Source organism: Thioalkalivibrio sp. ALE10 (assembly GCF_000381385.1).
Taxonomy (GTDB): domain Bacteria; phylum Pseudomonadota; class Gammaproteobacteria; order Ectothiorhodospirales; family Ectothiorhodospiraceae; genus Thioalkalivibrio.
Map to the genome: position 1 here is coordinate 161,487 of NZ_KB906455.1, position 18,625 is coordinate 180,111.

General features: G+C 64.2%; 19 protein-coding genes. 9 read left to right on the top strand and 10 right to left on the bottom strand.

Features of this window, described 5'->3' with window-relative positions; all coding sequences use genetic code 11:
- Positions 1-68: 68 nt before the first annotated feature.
- Both F788_RS0111000 and F788_RS0111005 read right to left on the bottom strand, forming a co-directional pair.
- Entirely contained in the window at positions 69-371 is a 303-nt protein-coding gene (locus F788_RS0111000) for a BrnA antitoxin family protein (protein WP_051080621.1), read from the bottom strand.
- Positions 346-624 (bottom strand): BrnT family toxin, encoded by a 279-nt coding sequence (locus F788_RS0111005; RefSeq protein ID WP_019590191.1) that lies wholly within the window; start codon positions 622-624, stop codon positions 346-348. The genes F788_RS0111000 and F788_RS0111005 overlap by 26 nt, the downstream gene beginning before the upstream one ends.
- 424 nt (positions 625-1,048) lie before the next feature.
- On the opposite strand from F788_RS0111005, the gene F788_RS0111010 reads away from it, so the two are divergent.
- On the top strand, positions 1,049-1,312 hold the full coding sequence (locus F788_RS0111010) for an AbrB/MazE/SpoVT family DNA-binding domain-containing protein (protein WP_019570950.1): 264 nt from the start codon (positions 1,049-1,051) through the stop codon (positions 1,310-1,312).
- Positions 1,309-1,689, top strand: coding sequence for a PIN domain-containing protein (locus F788_RS0111015; protein WP_018871125.1), 381 nt, complete (start codon positions 1,309-1,311; stop codon positions 1,687-1,689). Before F788_RS0111010 ends, F788_RS0111015 begins: the two co-directional genes overlap by 4 nt.
- 253 nt (positions 1,690-1,942) lie before the next feature.
- On the opposite strand, the gene F788_RS0111020 is transcribed toward F788_RS0111015, so the two are convergent.
- Positions 1,943-2,227 (bottom strand): type II toxin-antitoxin system HicA family toxin, encoded by a 285-nt coding sequence (locus F788_RS0111020; protein WP_019590192.1) that lies wholly within the window; start codon positions 2,225-2,227, stop codon positions 1,943-1,945.
- An 18-nt stretch (positions 2,228-2,245) separates the two neighbouring features.
- On the bottom strand, positions 2,246-2,593 hold the full coding sequence (locus tag F788_RS0111025) for a hypothetical protein (protein WP_019590193.1): 348 nt from the start codon (positions 2,591-2,593) through the stop codon (positions 2,246-2,248).
- A 471-nt stretch (positions 2,594-3,064) separates the two neighbouring features.
- Between F788_RS0111025 and F788_RS0111030 the strand changes: the two genes are divergently transcribed.
- The 4 genes from F788_RS0111030 (at position 3,065) to F788_RS14290 (ending at position 7,861) form a co-directional block, all read left to right on the top strand.
- Positions 3,065-4,666 (top strand): mannose-1-phosphate guanylyltransferase/mannose-6-phosphate isomerase, encoded by a 1,602-nt coding sequence (locus F788_RS0111030; RefSeq protein WP_026332769.1) that lies wholly within the window; start codon positions 3,065-3,067, stop codon positions 4,664-4,666.
- Between the two features lie 121 nt (positions 4,667-4,787).
- Positions 4,788-5,914, top strand: a protein-coding gene (locus F788_RS13770; protein WP_156815085.1) for an IS3 family transposase whose coding sequence is annotated in 2 segments (ribosomal slippage) — positions 4,788-5,043 and positions 5,043-5,914 — 1,128 coding nt in all. Because the reading frame shifts where the segments join, the coding sequence is not laid out codon by codon here.
- Positions 5,898-6,290, top strand: coding sequence for a class I SAM-dependent methyltransferase (locus F788_RS13775; protein WP_196800572.1), 393 nt, complete (start codon positions 5,898-5,900; stop codon positions 6,288-6,290). Before F788_RS13770 ends, F788_RS13775 begins: the two co-directional genes overlap by 17 nt.
- Positions 6,291-6,943: 653 nt before the next feature.
- A complete protein-coding gene (locus F788_RS14290; protein WP_369772472.1) occupies positions 6,944-7,861 on the top strand; it encodes a glycosyltransferase family 2 protein in 918 nt (305 codons plus the stop codon).
- Between the two features lie 28 nt (positions 7,862-7,889).
- Here F788_RS14290 and F788_RS13785 read toward each other — a convergent pair whose 3' ends face one another.
- The 6 genes from F788_RS13785 to F788_RS0111070 form a co-directional block, all read right to left on the bottom strand.
- The gene (locus F788_RS13785) at positions 7,890-8,918 is read right to left on the bottom strand and encodes a DUF354 domain-containing protein (protein WP_081622848.1); all 1,029 of its coding nucleotides are present in this window, start codon (positions 8,916-8,918) and stop codon (positions 7,890-7,892) included.
- A gap of 95 nt (positions 8,919-9,013) precedes the next feature.
- Positions 9,014-9,883: a glycosyltransferase family 2 protein gene (locus F788_RS0111050; RefSeq protein WP_019590198.1), complete on the bottom strand. Its 870-nt coding sequence runs from the start codon at positions 9,881-9,883 to the stop codon at positions 9,014-9,016.
- Between the two features lie 5 nt (positions 9,884-9,888).
- Positions 9,889-11,922 carry a hypothetical protein gene (locus tag F788_RS0111055; RefSeq protein ID WP_026332770.1) on the bottom strand — a complete coding sequence of 678 codons (2,034 nt, stop codon included), beginning with the start codon at positions 11,920-11,922 and terminating at the stop codon, positions 9,889-9,891.
- Positions 11,915-13,876 (bottom strand): tetratricopeptide repeat protein, encoded by a 1,962-nt coding sequence (locus F788_RS0111060; RefSeq protein WP_231372071.1) that lies wholly within the window; start codon positions 13,874-13,876, stop codon positions 11,915-11,917. The genes F788_RS0111055 and F788_RS0111060 overlap by 8 nt, the downstream gene beginning before the upstream one ends.
- 117 nt (positions 13,877-13,993) lie before the next feature.
- On the bottom strand, positions 13,994-14,437 hold the full coding sequence (locus F788_RS0111065) for a pilin (protein ID WP_019590201.1): 444 nt from the start codon (positions 14,435-14,437) through the stop codon (positions 13,994-13,996).
- A 111-nt stretch (positions 14,438-14,548) separates the two neighbouring features.
- Positions 14,549-14,989 (bottom strand): pilin, encoded by a 441-nt coding sequence (locus F788_RS0111070; RefSeq protein WP_018871113.1) that lies wholly within the window; start codon positions 14,987-14,989, stop codon positions 14,549-14,551.
- A 534-nt stretch (positions 14,990-15,523) separates the two neighbouring features.
- Here F788_RS0111070 and F788_RS0111075 point away from each other — a divergent pair.
- From F788_RS0111075 to F788_RS0111085, 3 genes are all read left to right on the top strand, one after another.
- Positions 15,524-16,189 carry a TIGR02281 family clan AA aspartic protease gene (locus tag F788_RS0111075; RefSeq protein ID WP_019590202.1) on the top strand — a complete coding sequence of 222 codons (666 nt, stop codon included), beginning with the start codon at positions 15,524-15,526 and terminating at the stop codon, positions 16,187-16,189.
- A 352-nt stretch (positions 16,190-16,541) separates the two neighbouring features.
- A complete protein-coding gene (locus F788_RS0111080) occupies positions 16,542-16,877 on the top strand; it encodes a MarR family EPS-associated transcriptional regulator (RefSeq protein WP_019590203.1) in 336 nt (111 codons plus the stop codon).
- Positions 16,878-17,167: 290 nt separating this feature from the next.
- Complete coding sequence (locus F788_RS0111085; RefSeq protein WP_019590204.1) at positions 17,168-18,334, top strand: nucleotide sugar dehydrogenase; 1,167 nt, start codon at positions 17,168-17,170, stop codon at positions 18,332-18,334.
- Positions 18,335-18,625 lie beyond the last annotated feature (291 nt).

Below are 18,625 nucleotides of genomic sequence, written 5' to 3' on the forward strand. Positions count from 1 at the left end.
GATCCGGCGTTCGGGCATCCAGCGCGGCCCCATCGGCCGGAGGGCCGGCCTCCCACAGGGCTGGCCTCCTACGGGTCCGGGGTGGGGTGGTGTTCCTTCAACCATTCCTTCAGGGCCGCGTCCATGCGCGTCTGCCAGCCTTTTCCGGTTGCGCGGAACGCGTCCACCACCTCCGGTGACAGGCGGATCGTGATTCGTTCCTTGGTCACTTCGGACCGTGGGCGACCGACCGGACGAAGGTTCGCGAACTCCTGTTCATCGGGCTCATGGGTGTCCGGATCCGCAGCGATGCCCTCGTTGACCCGGGTTTCCTCGTCGGCATCGTTCAGCGCGACCCGGCGGCCGTCACGTAGCGTCATAAATTTGGGCATAGCGAAGGATCTCTCGGTTGTTGGCCTTGCGCAGGCTGATAATGCGGCGAGCGGATCCCCGGTCCGTGAAGACGACGCAGTACAGCCGCTCTTCTCGGAGGGCGCACCCCGTGATCCGGCATTCGCCGTAATCGGCCCTGCGGTCCTCCATCGCCAGCAGCGTGTCGCAGTCGAGATGCGCGGCGTCGGCCAGGGAGACACCGTGTTCGGCCAGGTTCGCGGCGTCCTTGTCCGCATCAAATTCGATCTCCATTTGAATATTGTATGTACAAAAAACATGTGCCGCCAGCGCCACCCGGCGCCGGAGACAGCCCGGACGCACAATCGGCCGGAGGGCCGGCCTCCTACCGGTGGTAGGGTTCGGCCTGTGGGAGGCCAGCCCCCTGGCCGATCGGGCGCCGGAGACAGCTCGGACGCACAATCGGCCGGAGGGCCGGCCTCCTACCGGTGGTAGGGTTCGGCCTGTGGGAGGCCAGCCCCCTGGCCGATCGGGCGCCGGAGACAGCTCGGACGCACAATCAGCCGGAGGGCCGGCCTCCTACCGGTGGCAGGGTTCGGCCTGTAGGAGGCCAGCCCTCTGGCCGATCGGGCGCGGGATGTCGGGGCCTGCGGTTGGCCATGGTTCGTTGCGCCTTGCTGTGCCATATTGGAGCTGTATGTGGCAGAGGATGAGAGCCGTGGCACAAAACGAAAACGAGGTGCAGGTTGGCGCACAAGGCAGGGTGGTGATCCCGGCGGCACTGCGCAATACCCTGAAACTGCGCCCGGGCGACCGCCTGGTCGCGCGTCTGGTCGGGGAGAGCCTGGTGCTGGAACGGCGTGAGATCGTCGAGCAACGGCTCCGTGATCGATTCAGGCACATCCCGCGGGACGTCAGCCTCTCGGACGAACTCATTGACGATCGGCGGCGCGAAGCCGGGCATGAACACGGTGAACCATGACCACCGTGCTGGATGCTTCCGCCCTGCTGGCCTTTTTGCATGACGAGCCGGGCGGAGACAGGGTGGCGCGTGCCCTCGACGGCGGCTGCGTGTCCACCGTGAACTGGTCGGAGGTTGTCCAGAAATCCCTGCAGAGCGGGGTGGACGTCCGGGGCATGCAGCAGGAGTTCATGGATGTCGGGCTGGTGTTCGAGCCATTCACGGCGCAACAGGCCGAGCTGGCCGCACAGCTGTGGGAATCCTCCCGCCGACATGGCCTGTCAATGGCCGACCGTGCCTGCCTCGCGCTGGCCAGAGACAAGGCCCTCCCGGTCCTGACCGCCGATCGGGCATGGAGCCAGCTGGACCTGGACATCGAGGTTCGCTCGCTGCGGTAACCCCGCCAGCCGCTCGTATCCGGGGCCTGTCCGACGGGGCAAGACTGGCACCGGGCAGATCGGCCGGAGGGCCGGCCTCCCACAGGGAAGGGAGGGGTAGGAGGCCAGCCCCCTGGCCGATTCGGCGTTCGGGCATCCAGCGCGGCCCCATCGGCCGGAGGGCCGGCCTCCTACCGGTCCGGGCGAGGGGTTTGTAGGAGGCCAGCCCCCTGGCCGATCGGGCGCCGGGGCTGTCGGCCGGAGGGCCGGCCTCCTACGTTCCCAGGATCTCCCTGGCACGTTTGGGATCGTCCAGGCAACGGTAGAATTCCTGTGGCTTCAATCCCGTCTGGTCGATCATCGCGCGCAGGATGCCTTTCGCAAATGGCTGATTGTGTTCACTGACCAGGACCACGCGTTTCGCGCCGCGAAACTCGGGATGCACCCACTTCTCATGTGCGCCCTTTCCCTGCTTCCTGTTCACCTCAAAACCGAGGTGTCGAAGCACGCGGGTGAATTCACGATGGCTTACCTGCCGTTTGTTGGCGCCGAATCCCATGGCACATGGAGCGGTGGGTCACGCGAGGGCGCTCGGGATATCGGCATCCTCTTCGAAGCGTTGTCGATCGCGCGGCCCCTGGCCGTTGTGTCGCAACCAATCCAGGAGCCGTACCCAGTGAAATTTCAGAAAAACTCCGGGTCGTGCCTTGCGCCGGAGAAGCTGCTTCGCTTCTTCAAGATTACCGGCCTCGGCGGACGCGGCCACCTCTTCCAGGTGGTTCTGGATCATGGCGTGGAGCTGTTCGCGTACGTCCTCCAGCGAATCCCCTTGAGCAGCAATCGCAAACTCGAGGGAATATCCCGCATACAGGTTGTCAGCCCGCCGCTCCAGCAGGCAGCGAACATGAATACGCTTCTGTTCCATGGTTATCGGCGCTCCCTGTCCCCGATTCAAGTTCAAAATGCTACGCCTCCGCAACGGGGCTGTCATCACGGCATTGCCTTCCCCGACCCGTGGGAGGCCAGCCCCTGGCCGATCCGGCCCTGGAGACAGCTCGGACGCACAATCGGCCGGAGGGCCGGCCTCCCACAGGGCGGGATGGGGTCGTAGGAGGCCAGCCCCCTGGCCGATTCGGCCCTGGAGACAGCCCGGACGCACAATCGGCCGGAGGGCCGGCCTCCTACCGGGAAGGGAGGGGGTAGGAGGCCAGCCCCCTGGCCGATCCGGCCCTGGAGACAGCTCGGACGCACAATCGGCCGGAGGGCCGGCCTCCTACCGGTCGGGTGTAGTAGGAGGCCAGCCCCCTGGCCGATTTGGCGCCGATTCGGCCCCGATCCGGCCCCGATACGGCCCCGATACGGCGGTCGGAGGCCCGCACTGGGGTATGATGCCGACATGGACGATACCGTGATCCAGCCCGTGATCCTCGCCGGCGGTTCCGGGACCCGCCTGTGGCCGCTCTCGCGCGAGGCGCATCCCAAGCAGTTCCTGGCCCTGCCGCATGCCGATGGCCCGACGCTCCTGCAACAGACACTCGCGCGGGTGGCCAGCGCTTACCCCGGTTCGACCACCCCCCGCGGGAGGCCGGCCCTCCGGCCGACCAGCTCCGGCGCCCGATCGGCCGGAGGGCCGGCCTCCTACCGGGCAGGGTTTGGTTGTAGGAGGCCAGCCCCCTGGCCGATGCCCCCGGAACCTGCTGCGGAGCCAGATCCGGGGCCAGCCCCACACCCCGCGCCAGGCTTCGCCCCCGCCCGCGTCCTCGTCGGCGCCGAACACCGCTTCCTCGCCGCCGAACAGCTCCGCAGCGCCGGCCACACCGACCTGCCGCCGCTGGTGCTGGAACCCGAGGGCCGCAACACCGCCCCCGCCATCGCCCTGGCCGCGGCCTGTGAAGAGGCCGCAGGCCGCGACCCGCTGCTGCTGATCCTGCCCGCCGACCACCACATCGCCCGCACCCGCGACTTCCACGCGGCCGTGGCCCGCGCCACCCCGCTGGCTGAAGCCGGCTACCTCGTCACCTTCGGCGTCACCCCCGAGCGCCCCGAGACCGGCTACGGCTACATCCGCCGCGGCGAGTCACTGGGTGATGCGGGCGCCCGCGTGGCCCGCTTTACCGAAAAACCCGACGCCGCCACCGCCCGGCAATACCTGGAAGAGGGCGGCTACCTGTGGAACGCCGGCATCTTCCTGTTCCGCGCCTCGCGCGTACTGGCCGAACTGGAACGCCACGCCCCCGACATCCCGCGCGCCGCCCGCGCCGCCATCGCCGATGCCCGGCACGACCTCGACTTCCTCCGCCCCGATCCCGACGCCTTCCGCCAGGCCCCCGCGCGCTCCATCGACTACGCCGTGATGGAAGCCACCGAGGCCGCCGCCGTCACCCCGCTGGACGCCGAGTGGACCGACATCGGCTCCTGGGAAGCGCTGGCCGCCCTGCAGGCCCCGGACGCACAGGGCAACCATACCCGCGGCGACACCGTGCTGGAGGACTGCACCCGCAGCCTGGTGGAAGGCCACGACACCCTCGTCGCCGCCCTCGGCCTGCAGGAGCTCGCCGTGATTGCCACCCCGGACGCTGTATTCGCCGCACCCCGCGACCGGCTCCCCCAACTGCGCGTCCTGGTCCAACGCCTGCGCGAGCAGGACCGCCCCGAGGTGCACCAGTACCCCACCGTGCACCGCCCCTGGGGCCATTACCGCAGCATGGAGACCGGCGAACGCTACCAGGTCAAGCACCTGCACGTGCGCCCCGGCGCGCGGCTCTCCCTGCAGCGTCACCGCCACCGCGCCGAACACTGGATCGTGGTCGCCGGCACCGCCCGCGTCACGCGCGGGGAAACCGTATATGATGTGTGGGAAGACCAGTCGACCTACATCCCCCTGCACGAGATCCATTGCCTGGAGAACCCGGGCGAGGGGCCGCTGGAGGTGATTGAGGTGCAGACTGGGGATTATCTTGGAGAAGACGACATCGAGCGGCTGGGAACCGGTGGGTGAATGGTTTGCGGTCCCGGTTCCGCCAGCTTGCGTCTGGAGCCCGTAAGCTTCCCCTCCACGAGGACCAGTGGTTATTAGAGTCCTCTGGCACAATCGAGGTCGAGCAGCCGGGAGGGGAGCCATGCGGAAGTCACGCTTCAGCGAGAACCAGATCCTGTCGATCCTGAAGGAGGCGGATGCCGGGCAGTCCGTGAAGGAGATCTGCCGCAAGCACGGGATCAGCCAGCCGACGTTCTACAACTGGAAGTCGAAGTACGGCGGCATGGCCGCCTCGGACCTCAAGCGCCTCAAGGAGCTGGAGGAGGAGAACCGCCGGCTCAAGCAGATGTACGCCGATCTGTCCCTCGAGAACACGGCGATGAAGGACCTCATCGACCGAAAGCTCTGAGGCCGACCGAGAAGCGGGAAGCCGTGGCTTTTCTCCACCAGCGCCACGGCCTGTCCATCCGCCGCAGCTGCGGCTGTGTTGGGCTTTCCCGGTCGGCCTGGTATCGACGTCCTCAGGCGCCGTCACCGGCCGAGCGTGACGAACCGGTGATCGACGCCCTCAACGAAGCGGTGGACGACGCGCCCCGGCGCGGCTTCTGGAAGCTCTACCGGCGGTTGCGCCGGAAGGGCCACCCCTGGAACCACAAGCGGGTGCACCGCGTGTATCGGGCCATGGGCCTCAACCAGCCGCGCCGCACCCGGCGACGACTGCCGCCGCGGGCCTATAACCCGCTGTTCGTACCGGATGCGCCGAACACGGTCTGGTCCGCCGACTTCATGAGTGACGGGCTGTACACCGGCAAGCGCTTCCGGACCTTCAACATCGTCGACGACTTCAACCGCGAGGCGGTGGCCATCGAGATCGACACCTCCATCAATGGCCACCGCCTGACCCGGACCTTCGAACGGGTGAAGGCCGAGCGCGGTCTGCCGCAGATCCTGCGCGTGGACAATGGTCCGGAATTCCTGTCCGACGCCTTTCGCGCCTGGGCGGAGGCGAACGCGATGTTCATTCAGTACATCCAGCCCGGCAAGCCGAACCAGAACGCCTTCATCGAGCGTTTCAACCGCATCTACCGCAACGAGGTCCTGGATCTCTACCTGTTCAACGACCTCGAGGAGGTCCGCGAGATCACCCACTGGTGGGTGATCGACTACAACGAGGAGCGGGCGCATGACGCCCTCGGCGACCTGCCGCCGGTCGTCTACGCCCAGCTCCATTCAACCGCTGAGGACTCTAAGAATGAATGGTCCTCTTGACGGGGAAGCTTACGTGGTCTGCGCGTTCCAGATGTTGGAGCACGTGCCATACGAAAAGAGTCTGGCCATCTTCCGCGAAATGGCGCGGGTGGCCCGCAAGGGTGCGATTATCTCGCTTCCGGATGCAGCAGAGCGGTGGCCAATGGCGATCCACATTCCTTTGGTAGGTTTGAGGTGGATCTCGATTCCCAAGCCACGGATCGGGGCGCGCGAACATCAATTCGATGGCGAACATTACTGGGAGATAAACAAAGCTGGTTATTCGTTAGCGCGGGTGCAATATGATCTCTCGAACGTAGTGTCTATGAAGATGATTAGAAATTATCGTGTTGGCGAAAACCCGTATCATAGATTTTTCGTGTTTCGAAAATTATGAAATCCATCAATTCACGAGAGAAAGATCCCGAGGATGGATGTGGCTCGCCAGCATGATCCGGTGGCCTCCGACGTCGAGCGCTGGATAACTTGCGTGTCAGGTCTCGCCTGATCACATCCCGCGAGAGAAGGTCCCGTTTGCTGTATGCCCAATGGTAAATGACTGTTGTGTTCGAGGAGCCAACGGGAGGTTGTTCGCATTGCTACTACGGTCGATTCCAACGCACGCACCACGCCCCGGACCCGGCATGAGGTTCAGGAGGCGCCGGCTGGCGTCAGCGATCCAGAAGTGGCTGGGCGCTAACGCATCAGCGGCATGGCGGCGCAAAAATTGCGCCGTCGGCACATCGATGTGGAAGACCGGGCTCATCGTCAGAAGGCGATGCACCCGACTCGCGCCGCCAAACAGTACACGATCTTGGTCTAGGCTCGGAAGGTTGCACCGCTGTCGCTGGACGTCCTGCCGATGGTGGCGCGTCAGTGCCTGAACCCCGATCTTTGCCGGTCGGCGCTGGACCGCTGCATGCGCCGTCACGGTGTCAACAACCAACCGGGACTTGAAAACTAGCCGTAATCTGAAAAATTGAGCATGGAGCAATTCGCTTGGTGGAAATTGATTGAGAGGTGGTTGTGAGAAAAATCAAATACTCCGTAGTGATTCCGCATAGAGAAGATTTCGCAAGATTGTGTCGATTGCTGGATTCTATTCCTTTATCACGAATGGATCTAGAGTGCCTTGTGGTGGATGATTCCAGTGACAATCAAGGTCATTTGTTGGAGTTGATGCCGCGTTATCCAGGCGTTGTTTGGGGGAGTACAATTTCACCGTCCGGGGCAGGTTCTGCAAGAAATGTAGGATTGGCTATGGCTAATGGACAGTTTGTGATCTTTGCGGATTCAGATGACGAATTTATCTCCGGGGCATTTGATATATTTGATCGGTCTATTGAGTCAAAAGATGAGCTCGTATATTTTCTATTAGAGGGTGTTTGTGAAGGCGATAGCCATGGGTCGGCGAGGGCGAGTAGGTTGAATGATTTATGCCTGAATTATTATGCGAATCCGACACCGCGGAACTTAGGTTTATTGCAAATTGGTCACGTTAATCCGTTTGGTAAAGTCTACTCGAAGAGTTTTATTGATAAACAGGGCCTGAGTTTCGAAGAAACAATGGTGAGTAACGATGTAGTCTTTAATGTTCTTGGGGCAATTAGGGCAAGCCAAATACGGGTGGTTCCTGCGCCGGTGTATAGGGTTTTTCGGCGGTCAGGTAGCTTGACGGTTACGCGCGATTCGGAAGCGTATATCGAGAGGGTTAGGGTGTGGGTAAGGATGGCGGAATTGATGCATATAGAAGGGGTACGGGTTAGAAGGTCGGGTTTGGGGTTTGTGGTGAGAGCGATGTCGTACGGGCCTAAGGTTGCATTGCGTGTCGTTGGGCTGGTGTGGCACTCAGGTTTGAGTTGGAGTCCGTGGGGTATCAAGGGTGGATCGTTAATTTGGTGGGTCAAAGACGGTTTGGAGAAACGGAGGGCGCGTGTGGGAAAGTCTGGGGGTAGCGGGGAAGCGTAAAGGGCGTTTTTCGATACTATTTAGCCGTCTACTGGGAGTTAACGGCTATGGTTCTGGTAATATAATCAGAAACATTAATTGTATCTCGAAGTAGCCGGGCCCTTCGTTCGTGCCAAGTGGTCTGAGGGATGTTGAGGGTGTTATCGATGGCATCCCTGATAGTAGTAAAGCGGAGGTCAGTTATGTGCCGGGCGAGGTTGTAGCGGTCTTGCTGTTCGGTAATGTACCCCCGGCCGGTGTGGGCGGCATATATTGCCGGGACACCTAGGACAGCACATTCAGAAGCCATCGTGGCGCTTTCTCCGATGTATAGATTGGAAAATGCCATCAAGTGGTGGATTTTTGATGGGCTTCCGGTGTATGCGAATTGTTGGAGTGCTGGCGGAAGCGGAGTTTCAGAGCTGATGAGGACATTTCCTTGCCTAGAGAGATAGTTTGCCAGCGCATTGGTCAATTCCTGCGTCCATCCGGTTTCGCCTAGATCGTGATTTGCGTGCCAGCCGACTGTGCGGAGTATGAAATTGGGGCGGTCGGGGGCCAGGCCGTTCTCGTGTGCCGTTTGGTAGTCCGGGGTAAATTGATACGGGTGAAGGTAACTTAGTTCGTGGTATCCGGGGTATCTGGTGGCCTTTTGGGGTAGCTTGGCCTGGTAAGCACGAGGGACGTGGATTTGATCGGCGAAGGGATATGTCATTGTGTTCTGTAGGCGTGCGTTTTCGGTGTCGTAGAACACGAGGGAAGGTGTCCGTGTGAGACGTCCAACGTGGGCGATGAATGTGCCGCCAATTGCGGCCATGACGTCGGGGGCTTCGCGTTTTACCACTTGCAATAGGGCATAGTCCCGCTGGATTAGTTCTCGGGCGAGACCAAAAACACCTTTGCCTTTGGGAGCCGGCAAGGGGTGGTGAGGGATCTCGAGTCCTTGCAGTACCGCAAGGTTGACGTCCTTGTCGCGGCTGGTAACCAGAACGGTATGCCCTGCATTGGTCAGGCTGCGTATGGGGTGATGGAAAAAATGAGCATGGGCAGGGTGGCAGATGTCAACCAGGATCTTCATGGGCTGGCTCCGGAGTAGCAATATGCGGAGTGATCATTGAAGTGTGGGTCCACAAGTAGCGTGTGGGAGGTGGACAAGCGTTGTCAGTCGGCAAGCTATTCCGTTTCTTGATACGCATCCTTGTACATCAGGTGGGTGATCTGCTCGGACACCAGGCCGATCAGGAAGATGGTGACACCGGCGGTGAGCATGAAGATGGTTGCCAGTGAGAGCCGCCCCTGGGTGAGAAAGGTGAACGCGTAGTACCCCACGCCCAGCAAGCCGTGCAGGAACGCCACGGGCACGAACAGCTTGAGCGGCGAATAAAGCGTGCCGATCTTGAAGATGATCAGCAGGAAGCGGATGCCGTCCTGGATGGGGCGGATATGGCTCTGGCCGATGCGTTTTGCGGCGTGGATGGGCACGTAGCAGACCGGGTACCCGGCGCGGAAGAACGCCATGGTGATGGTAGTCGGATAGGAAAAGCCGTTGGGCAGCAGGTGCAGGAACTCGCGGAACAGCCGCGCGCGTACCGCGCGGAATCCGGAGGTCAGGTCCTCGATGCGCTGCCCGGTCATGAAGCTGGCCAGGCGGTTGTAGAAGCGGTTGGCCAGGCCGCGGCCCAGGTTGGCCTGCGAGCCGCGCTGGCGCGCGCCCACCGCCATGTCGTAGCCGTTTTCCAGGCGTTCCAGCAGGCGCGGGATATCCGCCGGGTCGTGCTGGCCGTCGGCGTCCATGAACACCAGGATCTCGCCATGCGCCGAACGCGCCCCGCGCTTGATCGCGGCGCCGTTGCCCATGCTGTAGGGCTGGGTGACTACCCGGGCGCCGGCCTCACGGGCCACCTGTTCCGTCTCGTCGGTGGAGCCGTCGTTCACCACCAGCACCTCGCCCCGGGGGAACTGCTCCACCAGCGCCGAGATGACCGGTCCGATGGCGGCGGCTTCGTTCTTGGCGGGGAGGATGATGCTCAGCTGCGGATCCATGCGCTTCACTCCATGTTGGCCTGCCCGGTCCTCGGGGCCGGGATCGGGTAATCCGGTGCAAGCAGGTCCTCGAGGATGGCCCCTCGCAGGTGCTCGCGCTCGCGCTCATAATACCCCGTTCGTTCGGTGTAGCGGGCGCGGATGCCGTCGATGTGCGTGCCTCGGGCGCGGGTGTCCAGCGGCGTGGTCTCCAGGAACGTGAGTGCATCTTCAAGATGGCCGGCGCTGGCGATGCGCGCGGTCACGGCCAGGACCCGTCCCGGCCGGGGTTCTTCGCCCAGGGAGCGCCGGTAGGCAGCCACCGCGGGTTCGATCTCGCCCTGGTCCAGGTGCACATGGCCGCGCCACAGTTCCAGAGTGGAGCCCAGCCCGGGGCGGTTGCGGGCCCGGTCGTCGGCCTCCAGCCGGTCGATGATGGCGAGCACGTCTTCGGGCTGGTCCAGTCCCGGGCAGCCGCCGCCGTGCAGGTGTTCCAGCAGGGTGTCTACCTGCGAGCGCTGTACCGAGCGTACGGCACTCATGGAGGCGAGGGCGGCCAGCGTGCCTTCCAGTGGCTCATGCGGGTCGCGGCCGCGTTCGCAGGCGATGCCCACGGCACGGATGCGCCAGGCAATACCGTCCGGGTTCAGTTCGATGGCTCGACGGATCAGCCGTTCTTCTTCCTCATAGTGCCCGGTCTCGCGCCAGAAACCGGCCAGGTAGTGCTGGGCGCGGGCCGAGTCCTCGCGGGCCTCGGCCCAGGCGCGGGCCTGCTGGAAGGGGCTGCCCCACAGGTCCGCGCGCAGCGCGGTTACCAGGGCCAGTGGGGCGATGACCAGCAGGGGCACCAGCGTGCGGGTGAGCGCATCCGGACGTTCCCAGCGTAGCCAGGCCAGCGCCAGCGGCAGGCCGAGCAGGGCGGCGGCCAGGTGGTTGCGGTGCTCGAAGTAGAGTTCCAGCTGGATGAAGCTGGATTCCAGCAGATGCGCGGCCAGAAAGAACAGGATGGCCGCCGCCAGCGCGGGGAAGCGCAACCGCCACACAATGGCCATCGCGCCCAGGGCAATCCAGGCCGCCCAGGCAAGCGCCGTGGTCCACGGGCTGAACAGGCCGGTAGAAAAGGTAACATGATCCTGAAACACCCCGCCCGTGACCGGACGGGGCAGGGCCAGGTGGCCCACGTAATCCCACAGGATGCGGCCCTGGGTGAGCAGGCGCTCCAGCGCGGTGTAGGGGCGGCTCCCAGGATTGTCGCTGAACAGCGCACCGGCGCGCGTGGCCAGATAGGCCAGCAGCAGCGCGACCGGAACGCCCAGTACGATCCGCCGCCACCAGACAAACCCGCGGGTCGGCTGCAGGCCATGTCGACGCGCATGGGCGGCCAGGATGGTCCCTTCCAGTACCAGCGCGAGCAGCGGCAGCAGGGCCCCGTTTTCCTTGGAGAGCACGGCCAGCAGGCCGAACCCGCCGATACCGCCGGCCATGCCGAGCACGGTGGCCGGGCGGACCTCGGGCGGGTGTGCCAGCCGCGTCCGCACGTACAGCCACAGCCCGGCCAGCACGAACAGCGTGGCGAGCTGCGCCATGCGCTGCACCACGTACAGCGTGGTGGAGACCCACAACGGGTGCAGCAGCCACAGCGCCGTGGCCAGCAGTGCGACCAGCGCGGCGGTGCGGGCGTCCGCCTCCAGTGCCCGTGCCAGCCGGTGCAGCAAGCCAAACAGCACCACGCCGATGGCCAGATGGATGAGCACGTTGGTGTGCTTGAACGGCTCGGGGTCCGCCGGCCAGTTGCGCGCATCGATCAGGAACGAGGCCAACGCCACCGGCCGGCCGGTGGGGCCGGCAAAGCCCGACAGCACGTACAGCCAGAACGCCTGCAGGTTGTCGATGGTGCCGTAGAAACCGAGCAGGGCCAGGTTGGTCAGATCATCAAAGATGAAATCGCCGGACAGGCCCGGGCGGTAGACCAGCCAGGCGAGGGCCAGCAGCACGAGGAGGGCCGTCAACAACCCAAGTCGGGCCGAAAGCACGGAAGTTTTTGGCAGGAGCCTAGCCATCGATTGGTTCCACAACACGGGTAGAAGCCTGCTTCCTCAAGGAGCGGATCAGGGGATCATGGCGAGAATGACGATCGGTGGCAGCGGCTCTTTCAAGGCTTGCCCGTGCATTCTGGTGCTTGCCTAATCCCAGTTGCGTCCGGGCCAGCTGGACCCATCCTGCAGGGTCGTCTGGCCTTTCCAGTGTGTATTGGAGGAATACCGATTCCTCGGTAGCTAAGTCTTCCTCGACGTTGGATAGGTATTCTCCGTATATGAAGGATACCGTCCGTCGGCCGGAGTGATTTTTATAGGCCAGGCGGAGTGTTTGCCCCAGTTCCTGAACGTCAATCTCTATACCGCCTCGCACCTTTGCTCGCACTAGGCCTCTCAGGGATCCTTGATCCTGGGCAGCGAGTGGTTTCTCCCGGATATGTTGCCGCATGGCCTCCCACCATGACTCGTTCACATCGAGGCCATGGCGGGCGTGTTCGTAAATCAAGGCCTGATAAGGCAGTAGTCCAGGTGGCTGCAGTTGAGACGCTCGCTCAAACTGCTGTATTGCCAGGGAATAAGAAGGGTCCCCGGGTTCTGCGCCTGAAACGATCAGCATCTGGCCTAATTCATATGCCGCGCGTGGAGAGTCGCCTTGGCGGGTAGCCTCGAAGTACGCCAGTTGGATAGGGTCACTCCATTCGTTCGCGCGCAGAAAGGTGAGAAACCCGTAGAGCACGATCAGGCCGATTACGGCTGCCTTGCGCGCGAACGCGAGCGAGTCGCCTGGCCGCCCCGAGAGCAGCACCCCGAACACCGCCATGATCAGGCCGGCCGAGGCCATGTGATTGCGGTGTTCGTACACCAGCTCCAGGCCGATGATGGTGGACACCAGCAGGTGCGGGATGAAGAAGAACAGTACCCCGAAGGTGATCAGCGGGTAGCGGCGCCACAGTGCGAAAGCGCCGGCGACCAGTCCGAGCAGGCCCAGGGCCGCCGGCAGGCTGGTCCAGGGCTCGTTCCAGCCCCGCGCAAGCGGGAAGGCATCGTGGTACAGCGTGAGTGCGCCGGGGTCGGGTGCCACGATGTTGCGCATGTAGAACCACATCGCGTGGGCCTGAGTCCACAGGCGCTCCCACAGGTCGAACGGCCGATGGGGGAATTCCGGATTGTTCGGCAGCACTGTGGCCAGCCCGGCCACGCCGGGCAGCACCAGCACCAGGCCGAACAGCCAGTATAGCCCGCGCCGGGTCGCCGTACCGGCCGCGCCGAAGCCGAACAGCAGCCACTCGGCGAGCAGGGCGAACACCGGTAGCATCACCCCGCTTTCCTTGCTGAGCACGGCCAGGGCCGTGCCGAGGCCCAGCCCGCCCAGGACCAGGGCCCAGCCGCTGCGCAGTCGACCGCGTTCGATCCGCAGGCGCCCGAGGATGTACACAATGAGGCCGGCCAGCATGAACAGCGTGGCCAGCGCCTCCATGCGCTGGACCACGTACAGCACGCCGGTCAGGTTGATGGGGGCCAGCGCCCAGGCGGCGGCCACGGCCAGGGCGAACATCGGCAACGGGATGACCAGACTCAGGCCATGCCCGTGCCGGTCGGTCAGGCGCTGCTCGAGCCGGCGCGCCACCAGCAGCGCCAGGGCAAACACGAGCAGCGTGTTGATCAGGTGGATCACCACGTTGGTGATCTTCATCGGGAACGGGTCCAGCCCGAAGAAATAGCGTTCCAGGGCGAAGGTGCCCATGGCGATGGGACGGTTAAGACGGCCCGCATCGGAAGAATAGGCGGCCCGGGCGAATTCGTCGCTAGTAAATTCACTCATTTCGAGGGCTGCGTTGTCGACGATGTTGTGCATATCGTCAAAGACATACCCCCCAGTGGTTCCTGGCATGTAGACCAGCGCAATCCCCGTGAGCAGCGCAACCAGGAGGGTGGTGCGCAACGCAATTCCGTAAGTGGTATAGGGGCTTTCGTTCACCTGCGCCTCTTGCTGGACAGTTGGACTCGTGGAGAGGAGTCTAAAAAGAACACCCCGCCGGGGCGGGGTGTTCAGGGCCGGTTTCAGCCGATGAACGGCTGAATGATCTCGTAAAGATCAGTCACGGCAGTCGGCCGGCAGGTATTTGTTTTCCATATTTGTGCCGGGCTTGCAAATCCAGTTCACGGAACCGCCGGAATCGGTGTCCGCCGAGAACACCAGTTCAGCGTTGGTGATGTTTGCGTTGGCGCTCGGGCCGTCGTAGCTAACAGTGATGAGGCCACTTCCAGCAGAGACGTCGCTGACGTAAGAACCGGTGATCGATCCCGAGGAGGCCAGACCGTAATCCGAGTTATCGCCATCGATGAACGTGCCGCGGCTATTGTAATACTCGGCCATGGCAGTGCGGGCACCGGCGGCCAGCGACATGCCTTCCGAGACCTGGGCGCGGACGGTGTAGTCCTGGTAGGCCGGCAGGGCGATGGCCGCGAGGATACCGATGATCGCGACCACGATCATGAGTTCGATGAGGGTGAAACCCTTCTGGACTTGCTTGCGCATGGTGTTGCTCCTTGCTCTTGGGAGTTGGTCAGGGTCCTGCTAAACCCTGCCTGAAAGTATGCAATCGTAATGCCAGGTATTGCAATACGCCGGGCAGGGAAATTTCGGAGGTCAGTCTTCGCGGCAGCCCGACGGGAGGAGGCGAGTGGGCACATCGTCGCGTCCGCTGCACCGCCAGACGACGCCGGAGGTTGCGGTGGAGGCGGAGAACACCATGTAGCCGCCTGCCACGCGCGCGCTGGCGTCGTTGCCGATTAGCGCGCGGATGGTGCCGTCGTCATGGACCTCGATGGATTCGGTGTAACTTCCATTGTAGCTAGCAGGGCTCATAAGCCCTGCCGCGGCGTTGTCGGGCGGGAAGGCTCCCCGTTCGTTGTAGAACTCTTCCACGGCATTCCGCGCCGGACCCACCAGCGAAACGCTTTCGGCGAGCTGTGCCCGCACCTGGTAGTCCGCGTAGGCAAACAGCGCGAGGCTCGCGAGGATGCCGATGATCGCGACCACGATCATGAGTTCGATCAGCGTGAAGCCCTTCTGGATGAGTTGTCGCATGTGGATGCTCCTTTGTTTTTTGTGCGGGCAATCACATTCCGTGCCAACTCACTCACCCCGAGTGTGACGGCGATTGTCAGTCTCGGGTGACGAAATTGGTCACCTCCGAGTGACAACCTTGGTCAGTTTGCGGGTATGCCCGAGTGTGCCCATCGGGATTGTCGCCCAGGCCGGTAGTCGCTCTTGTATGCCCCCGCTGCCCGGCCAATAATCCTTCCCCCAGCCCTCTGCGCGTGGGGGTGCTGGACATGCCTGATCGGCCAGAAGGCTGGCCTCCTACCGGGCGCGCTGCCCTCGGTAGGAGGCCAGCCCTCTGGCCGATCGGGGTCTGGATGCGCCCCATCGCGCAGGGGTCTGCTCGCAGGCGAACAGCCGGAGCCCGGGCGCACGCACGTCCGGTTCGCGGCCGAGGCCGCTCCTACGCGGCCCCCGCCACACCGGTCTGTGGGAGCCTGCTCGCAGGCGAAACGCCAAGGTTGTATACAAAGAACAATGATTAAATTCCGGGAAACACGCTACGTCGCTCGCCTCGCCATGCTCGCCGCCCTCGCGCTCTCCGGCGTTTTCCCCGGCGCTGCGGCCGCCGACATCACCGTCCACGCGGTGTTCGACGGCCGGGCGGTCCTGTCGGTGGACGGCGAGCGGGCCGTGGTGGCCGAGGGCGAGAGCGGTCCCGGCGGGGTTCGGGTGCTGCAGGCCGGCGGCGGGCGTGTGCAGGTGGAGTTCGCGGGGGAGACCCGCTGGCTGGAGCGCGGGGCGGGGGAACCCGCTTCCACAGGGGCTGGCGATGCGGATTCGGCCGATGGTGAAGCCGCGGGCCGTGAGAGAGAGGCCGCCGACCCCGGGATCACCGTGTACCGTGATTCGCGCGGGGTTCACAGCCTGACGGTTGGAGTGAACGGCCGGGCCATCACCATGGAGGTGGACCGCGAGGCCGAGTCGGTGATGCTGCGCGAGCGCGACGCCGAACGCGCCGGGGTGGACGCCGACGCCGGCAATACGGTGCACCTGCGTACCGAGCGCGGCCGCGTGAACGCCCGCCGCGTGACGCTGGATGAAGTGCGGGTGGGCGGCATCCGCCGCAGTGGCGTGAGCGCGGTGATCGTGCCGGACGATCACATCGACCGGGCGCGCCTGGGGCGGACCTTTCTCGACCGGGTGGAGGTGGAACCCAGCGGTGATGCGTTAATCCTGCGGTAGGGGCTGTTCGCCCCGGTTCGCCGTTCGCCTGCAAGCAGGCTCCCACAGGCGGGCGGTGGCGGCGGCACCGCAGGAGCGGCCTCGGCCGCGAACAGACGTGCGTTCGCCTCGGGCCCAACCTGTTCGCCTGCGAGCAGGCTCCTGCAGGCGGGTGGGGAGGCTGTTCGCGTGCGGGCACGCTCCCACGATGGGTGATGTGTCCTTGCCGGTCCACGGGGGGTATGATCCAATACGTCCCGTTCGTTCAGGGGGTGAACGGCGCCGGCCGTGCGTCGCCGTGCGGATGCATCCGCGTGTTCGCGGGTCGCCCCTCCCGGCGCCGACGCGCCGAAAGCCCCTCGAAGGCGGTGAATTGCAGCGAGACGAGATCCAGTACCGCATTCTGAAGATCCTTCAGGACCATCCCGAGCTGAGCCAGCGCGAACTGGCGGAACGGCTGGGGGTGTCGGTGGGAAGTGCGCATTATTCCCTGAGGGCGCTCATCGACAAGGGCTGGGTCAAGGCGGGCAACTTTGCCCGCAGTGAGAACAAGACCCGCTACCTGTACAAGCTCACCCCTCATGGCGTGGCGGAAAAGGCCCGGCTGGCCCGTGCGTTCCTCAAGCGCAAGCGCGAGGAGCATGCCGCCATTCAGGCGGAGATCGCGGCGCTGGAGGAAGAGCTGAGGCGGGGCCGGGAGGAGGGGTGATCGGCCGGAGGGCCGGCCTCCTACGGGGTGCCGGGTTGTCGTAGGAGCGCAGCCCCCTGCGCGATTGGGGTGTGCCCCGGGGGCGATCGGCCAGAGGGCTGGCCTCCTACGGTGTAGGAGCGCAGCCCTCTGCGCGATGGGCGTGCCCCGGGCCCGATCGGCCAGGGGGCTGGCCTCCCACGGTGTAGGAGCGCAGCCCGCTGCGCGATGGGCGTGTCCCGGGCCCGATCGGCCAGGGGGCTGGCCTCCTACGGGGGCGGGAAATCAAGCAGATCAGGAAGGATGACGGAATGAAGATTGCGGTGGCCGGAACCGGTTATGTGGGCCTGTCGAATGCCGTGCTGCTGGCGCAGCACCACGAGGTGGTGGCGCTGGACGTGGTGCCGGAGAAGGTCGAGAAGATCAACCGGGGCGAATCGCCGATCATCGATGCCGAGATCGAGGAGTTCCTGGGCAACGGCTCCCTGAACCTGACCGCAACTCTGGATCCGCAGCAGGCGTACCAGGGCGCGGAGTTCATCATCATCGCCACGCCCACCGACTACGACCCGCAGACCAACTACTTCAACACCCGCTCGGTCGAATCCGTCATCCGCGATGTGCTGGCCATCAACCCGCATGCCACGATGGTCATCAAGTCCACCGTGCCCGTGGGCTACACGCGCGAGATCAAGGCGCAGATGGAGACCGACAACGTCGTGTTCTCGCCCGAGTTCCTGCGCGAGGGACAGGCCCTGCACGACAACCTGCATCCGTCGCGGATCATCGTCGGTGAACAGTCCGATCGCGCCGAAACCTTTGCCAATCTGCTGGCCGAAGGCGCCGTGGACGACGACATCCCCATGCTGTTCACCAACTCCACCGAGGCCGAGGCGATCAAGCTGTTCGCCAACACCTACCTGGCCATGCGCGTGGCGTATTTCAACGAGCTGGACACCTACGCCGAGACCCACGGCCTGGACACCCGGCAGATCATCGACGGCGTGTGCCTGGACCCGCGCATTGGCAGCCACTACAACAACCCGTCGTTCGGCTACGGCGGCTACTGCCTGCCGAAGGACACCAAGCAGCTGCTGGCCAACTACGACGAGGTGCCCAACAACATCGTCAAGGCGATCGTCGACGCCAACCGCACGCGCAAGGACTTCGTGGCCGATGCCGTGATCGCCCGCAACCCGAAGGTGGTCGGCATCTACCGCCTGGTGATGAAGAGCGGGTCCGACAACTTCCGCGCCTCCGCCATCCAGGGCGTGATGAAGCGCATCAAGGCCAAGGGCATCGAGGTGATCGTCTACGAGCCGGAGCTCCCGGATGACGAGTTTTACCGCTCCCGCGTCATCCGCGACCTCGAACAGTTCAAGCGCGAGGCCGACGTGATCGTCGCCAACCGCATCACCGACGACATCCGCGACCAGACCCACAAGATCTACACCCGCGACCTCTTCAACAGCGACTGACCGAGCCGGCCCCGTAGACATGATGGATTGACCTGCCCGACCTCGAGAGCGTGGGTTATGTTCTCGGGGTTGGGACAACCACCTTCAACACAGAGCCAATATCGAGGGGGCAGGTCATGAACCAGTTTAGCGCGGAAGGGATGAAGGATGCAGGGCCGGCGTCGGGTCTGACCGGCGTGAGGCAGGCGGTGGAGCAGGCCGCCGATGTGTACGGCGCCTACATCGGGCTGGACGTGCACAAGGAGACGATCGCGGTGGCGGTGGCCGAGTGCGGTCGTGGAGCGCCGGAGT

Excerpts from the sequence above, each read along its gene's own strand:
- F788_RS0111025 (WP_019590193.1), bottom strand. The coding sequence starts at position 2,593 with ATGGAACAGAAGCGTATTCATGTTCGCTGCCTGCTGGAGCGGCGGGCT.
- F788_RS13775 (WP_196800572.1), top strand. The coding sequence starts at position 5,898 with ATGAATGGTCCTCTTGACGGGGAAGCTTACGTGGTCTGCGCGTTCCAG.
- F788_RS0111050 (WP_019590198.1), bottom strand. The coding sequence starts at position 9,883 with ATGGATCCGCAGCTGAGCATCATCCTCCCCGCCAAGAACGAAGCCGCC.
- F788_RS0111020 (WP_019590192.1), bottom strand. The coding sequence starts at position 2,227 with ATGGGATTCGGCGCCAACAAACGGCAGGTAAGCCATCGTGAATTCACC.
- F788_RS0111075 (WP_019590202.1), top strand. The coding sequence starts at position 15,524 with ATGCTCGCCGCCCTCGCGCTCTCCGGCGTTTTCCCCGGCGCTGCGGCC.
- F788_RS13785 (WP_081622848.1), bottom strand. The coding sequence starts at position 8,918 with ATGAAGATCCTGGTTGACATCTGCCACCCTGCCCATGCTCATTTTTTC.
- F788_RS0111085 (WP_019590204.1), top strand. The coding sequence starts at position 17,168 with ATGAAGATTGCGGTGGCCGGAACCGGTTATGTGGGCCTGTCGAATGCC.
- F788_RS0111065 (WP_019590201.1), bottom strand. The coding sequence starts at position 14,437 with ATGCGCAAGCAAGTCCAGAAGGGTTTCACCCTCATCGAACTCATGATC.
- F788_RS0111000 (WP_051080621.1), bottom strand. The coding sequence starts at position 371 with ATGCCCAAATTTATGACGCTACGTGACGGCCGCCGGGTCGCGCTGAAC.
- F788_RS0111015 (WP_018871125.1), top strand. The coding sequence starts at position 1,309 with ATGACCACCGTGCTGGATGCTTCCGCCCTGCTGGCCTTTTTGCATGAC.
- F788_RS0111055 (WP_026332770.1), bottom strand. The coding sequence starts at position 11,922 with ATGGCTAGGCTCCTGCCAAAAACTTCCGTGCTTTCGGCCCGACTTGGG.
- F788_RS0111070 (WP_018871113.1), bottom strand. The coding sequence starts at position 14,989 with ATGCGACAACTCATCCAGAAGGGCTTCACGCTGATCGAACTCATGATC.
- F788_RS0111005 (WP_019590191.1), bottom strand. The coding sequence starts at position 624 with ATGGAGATCGAATTTGATGCGGACAAGGACGCCGCGAACCTGGCCGAA.
- F788_RS0111030 (WP_026332769.1), top strand. The coding sequence starts at position 3,065 with ATGGACGATACCGTGATCCAGCCCGTGATCCTCGCCGGCGGTTCCGGG.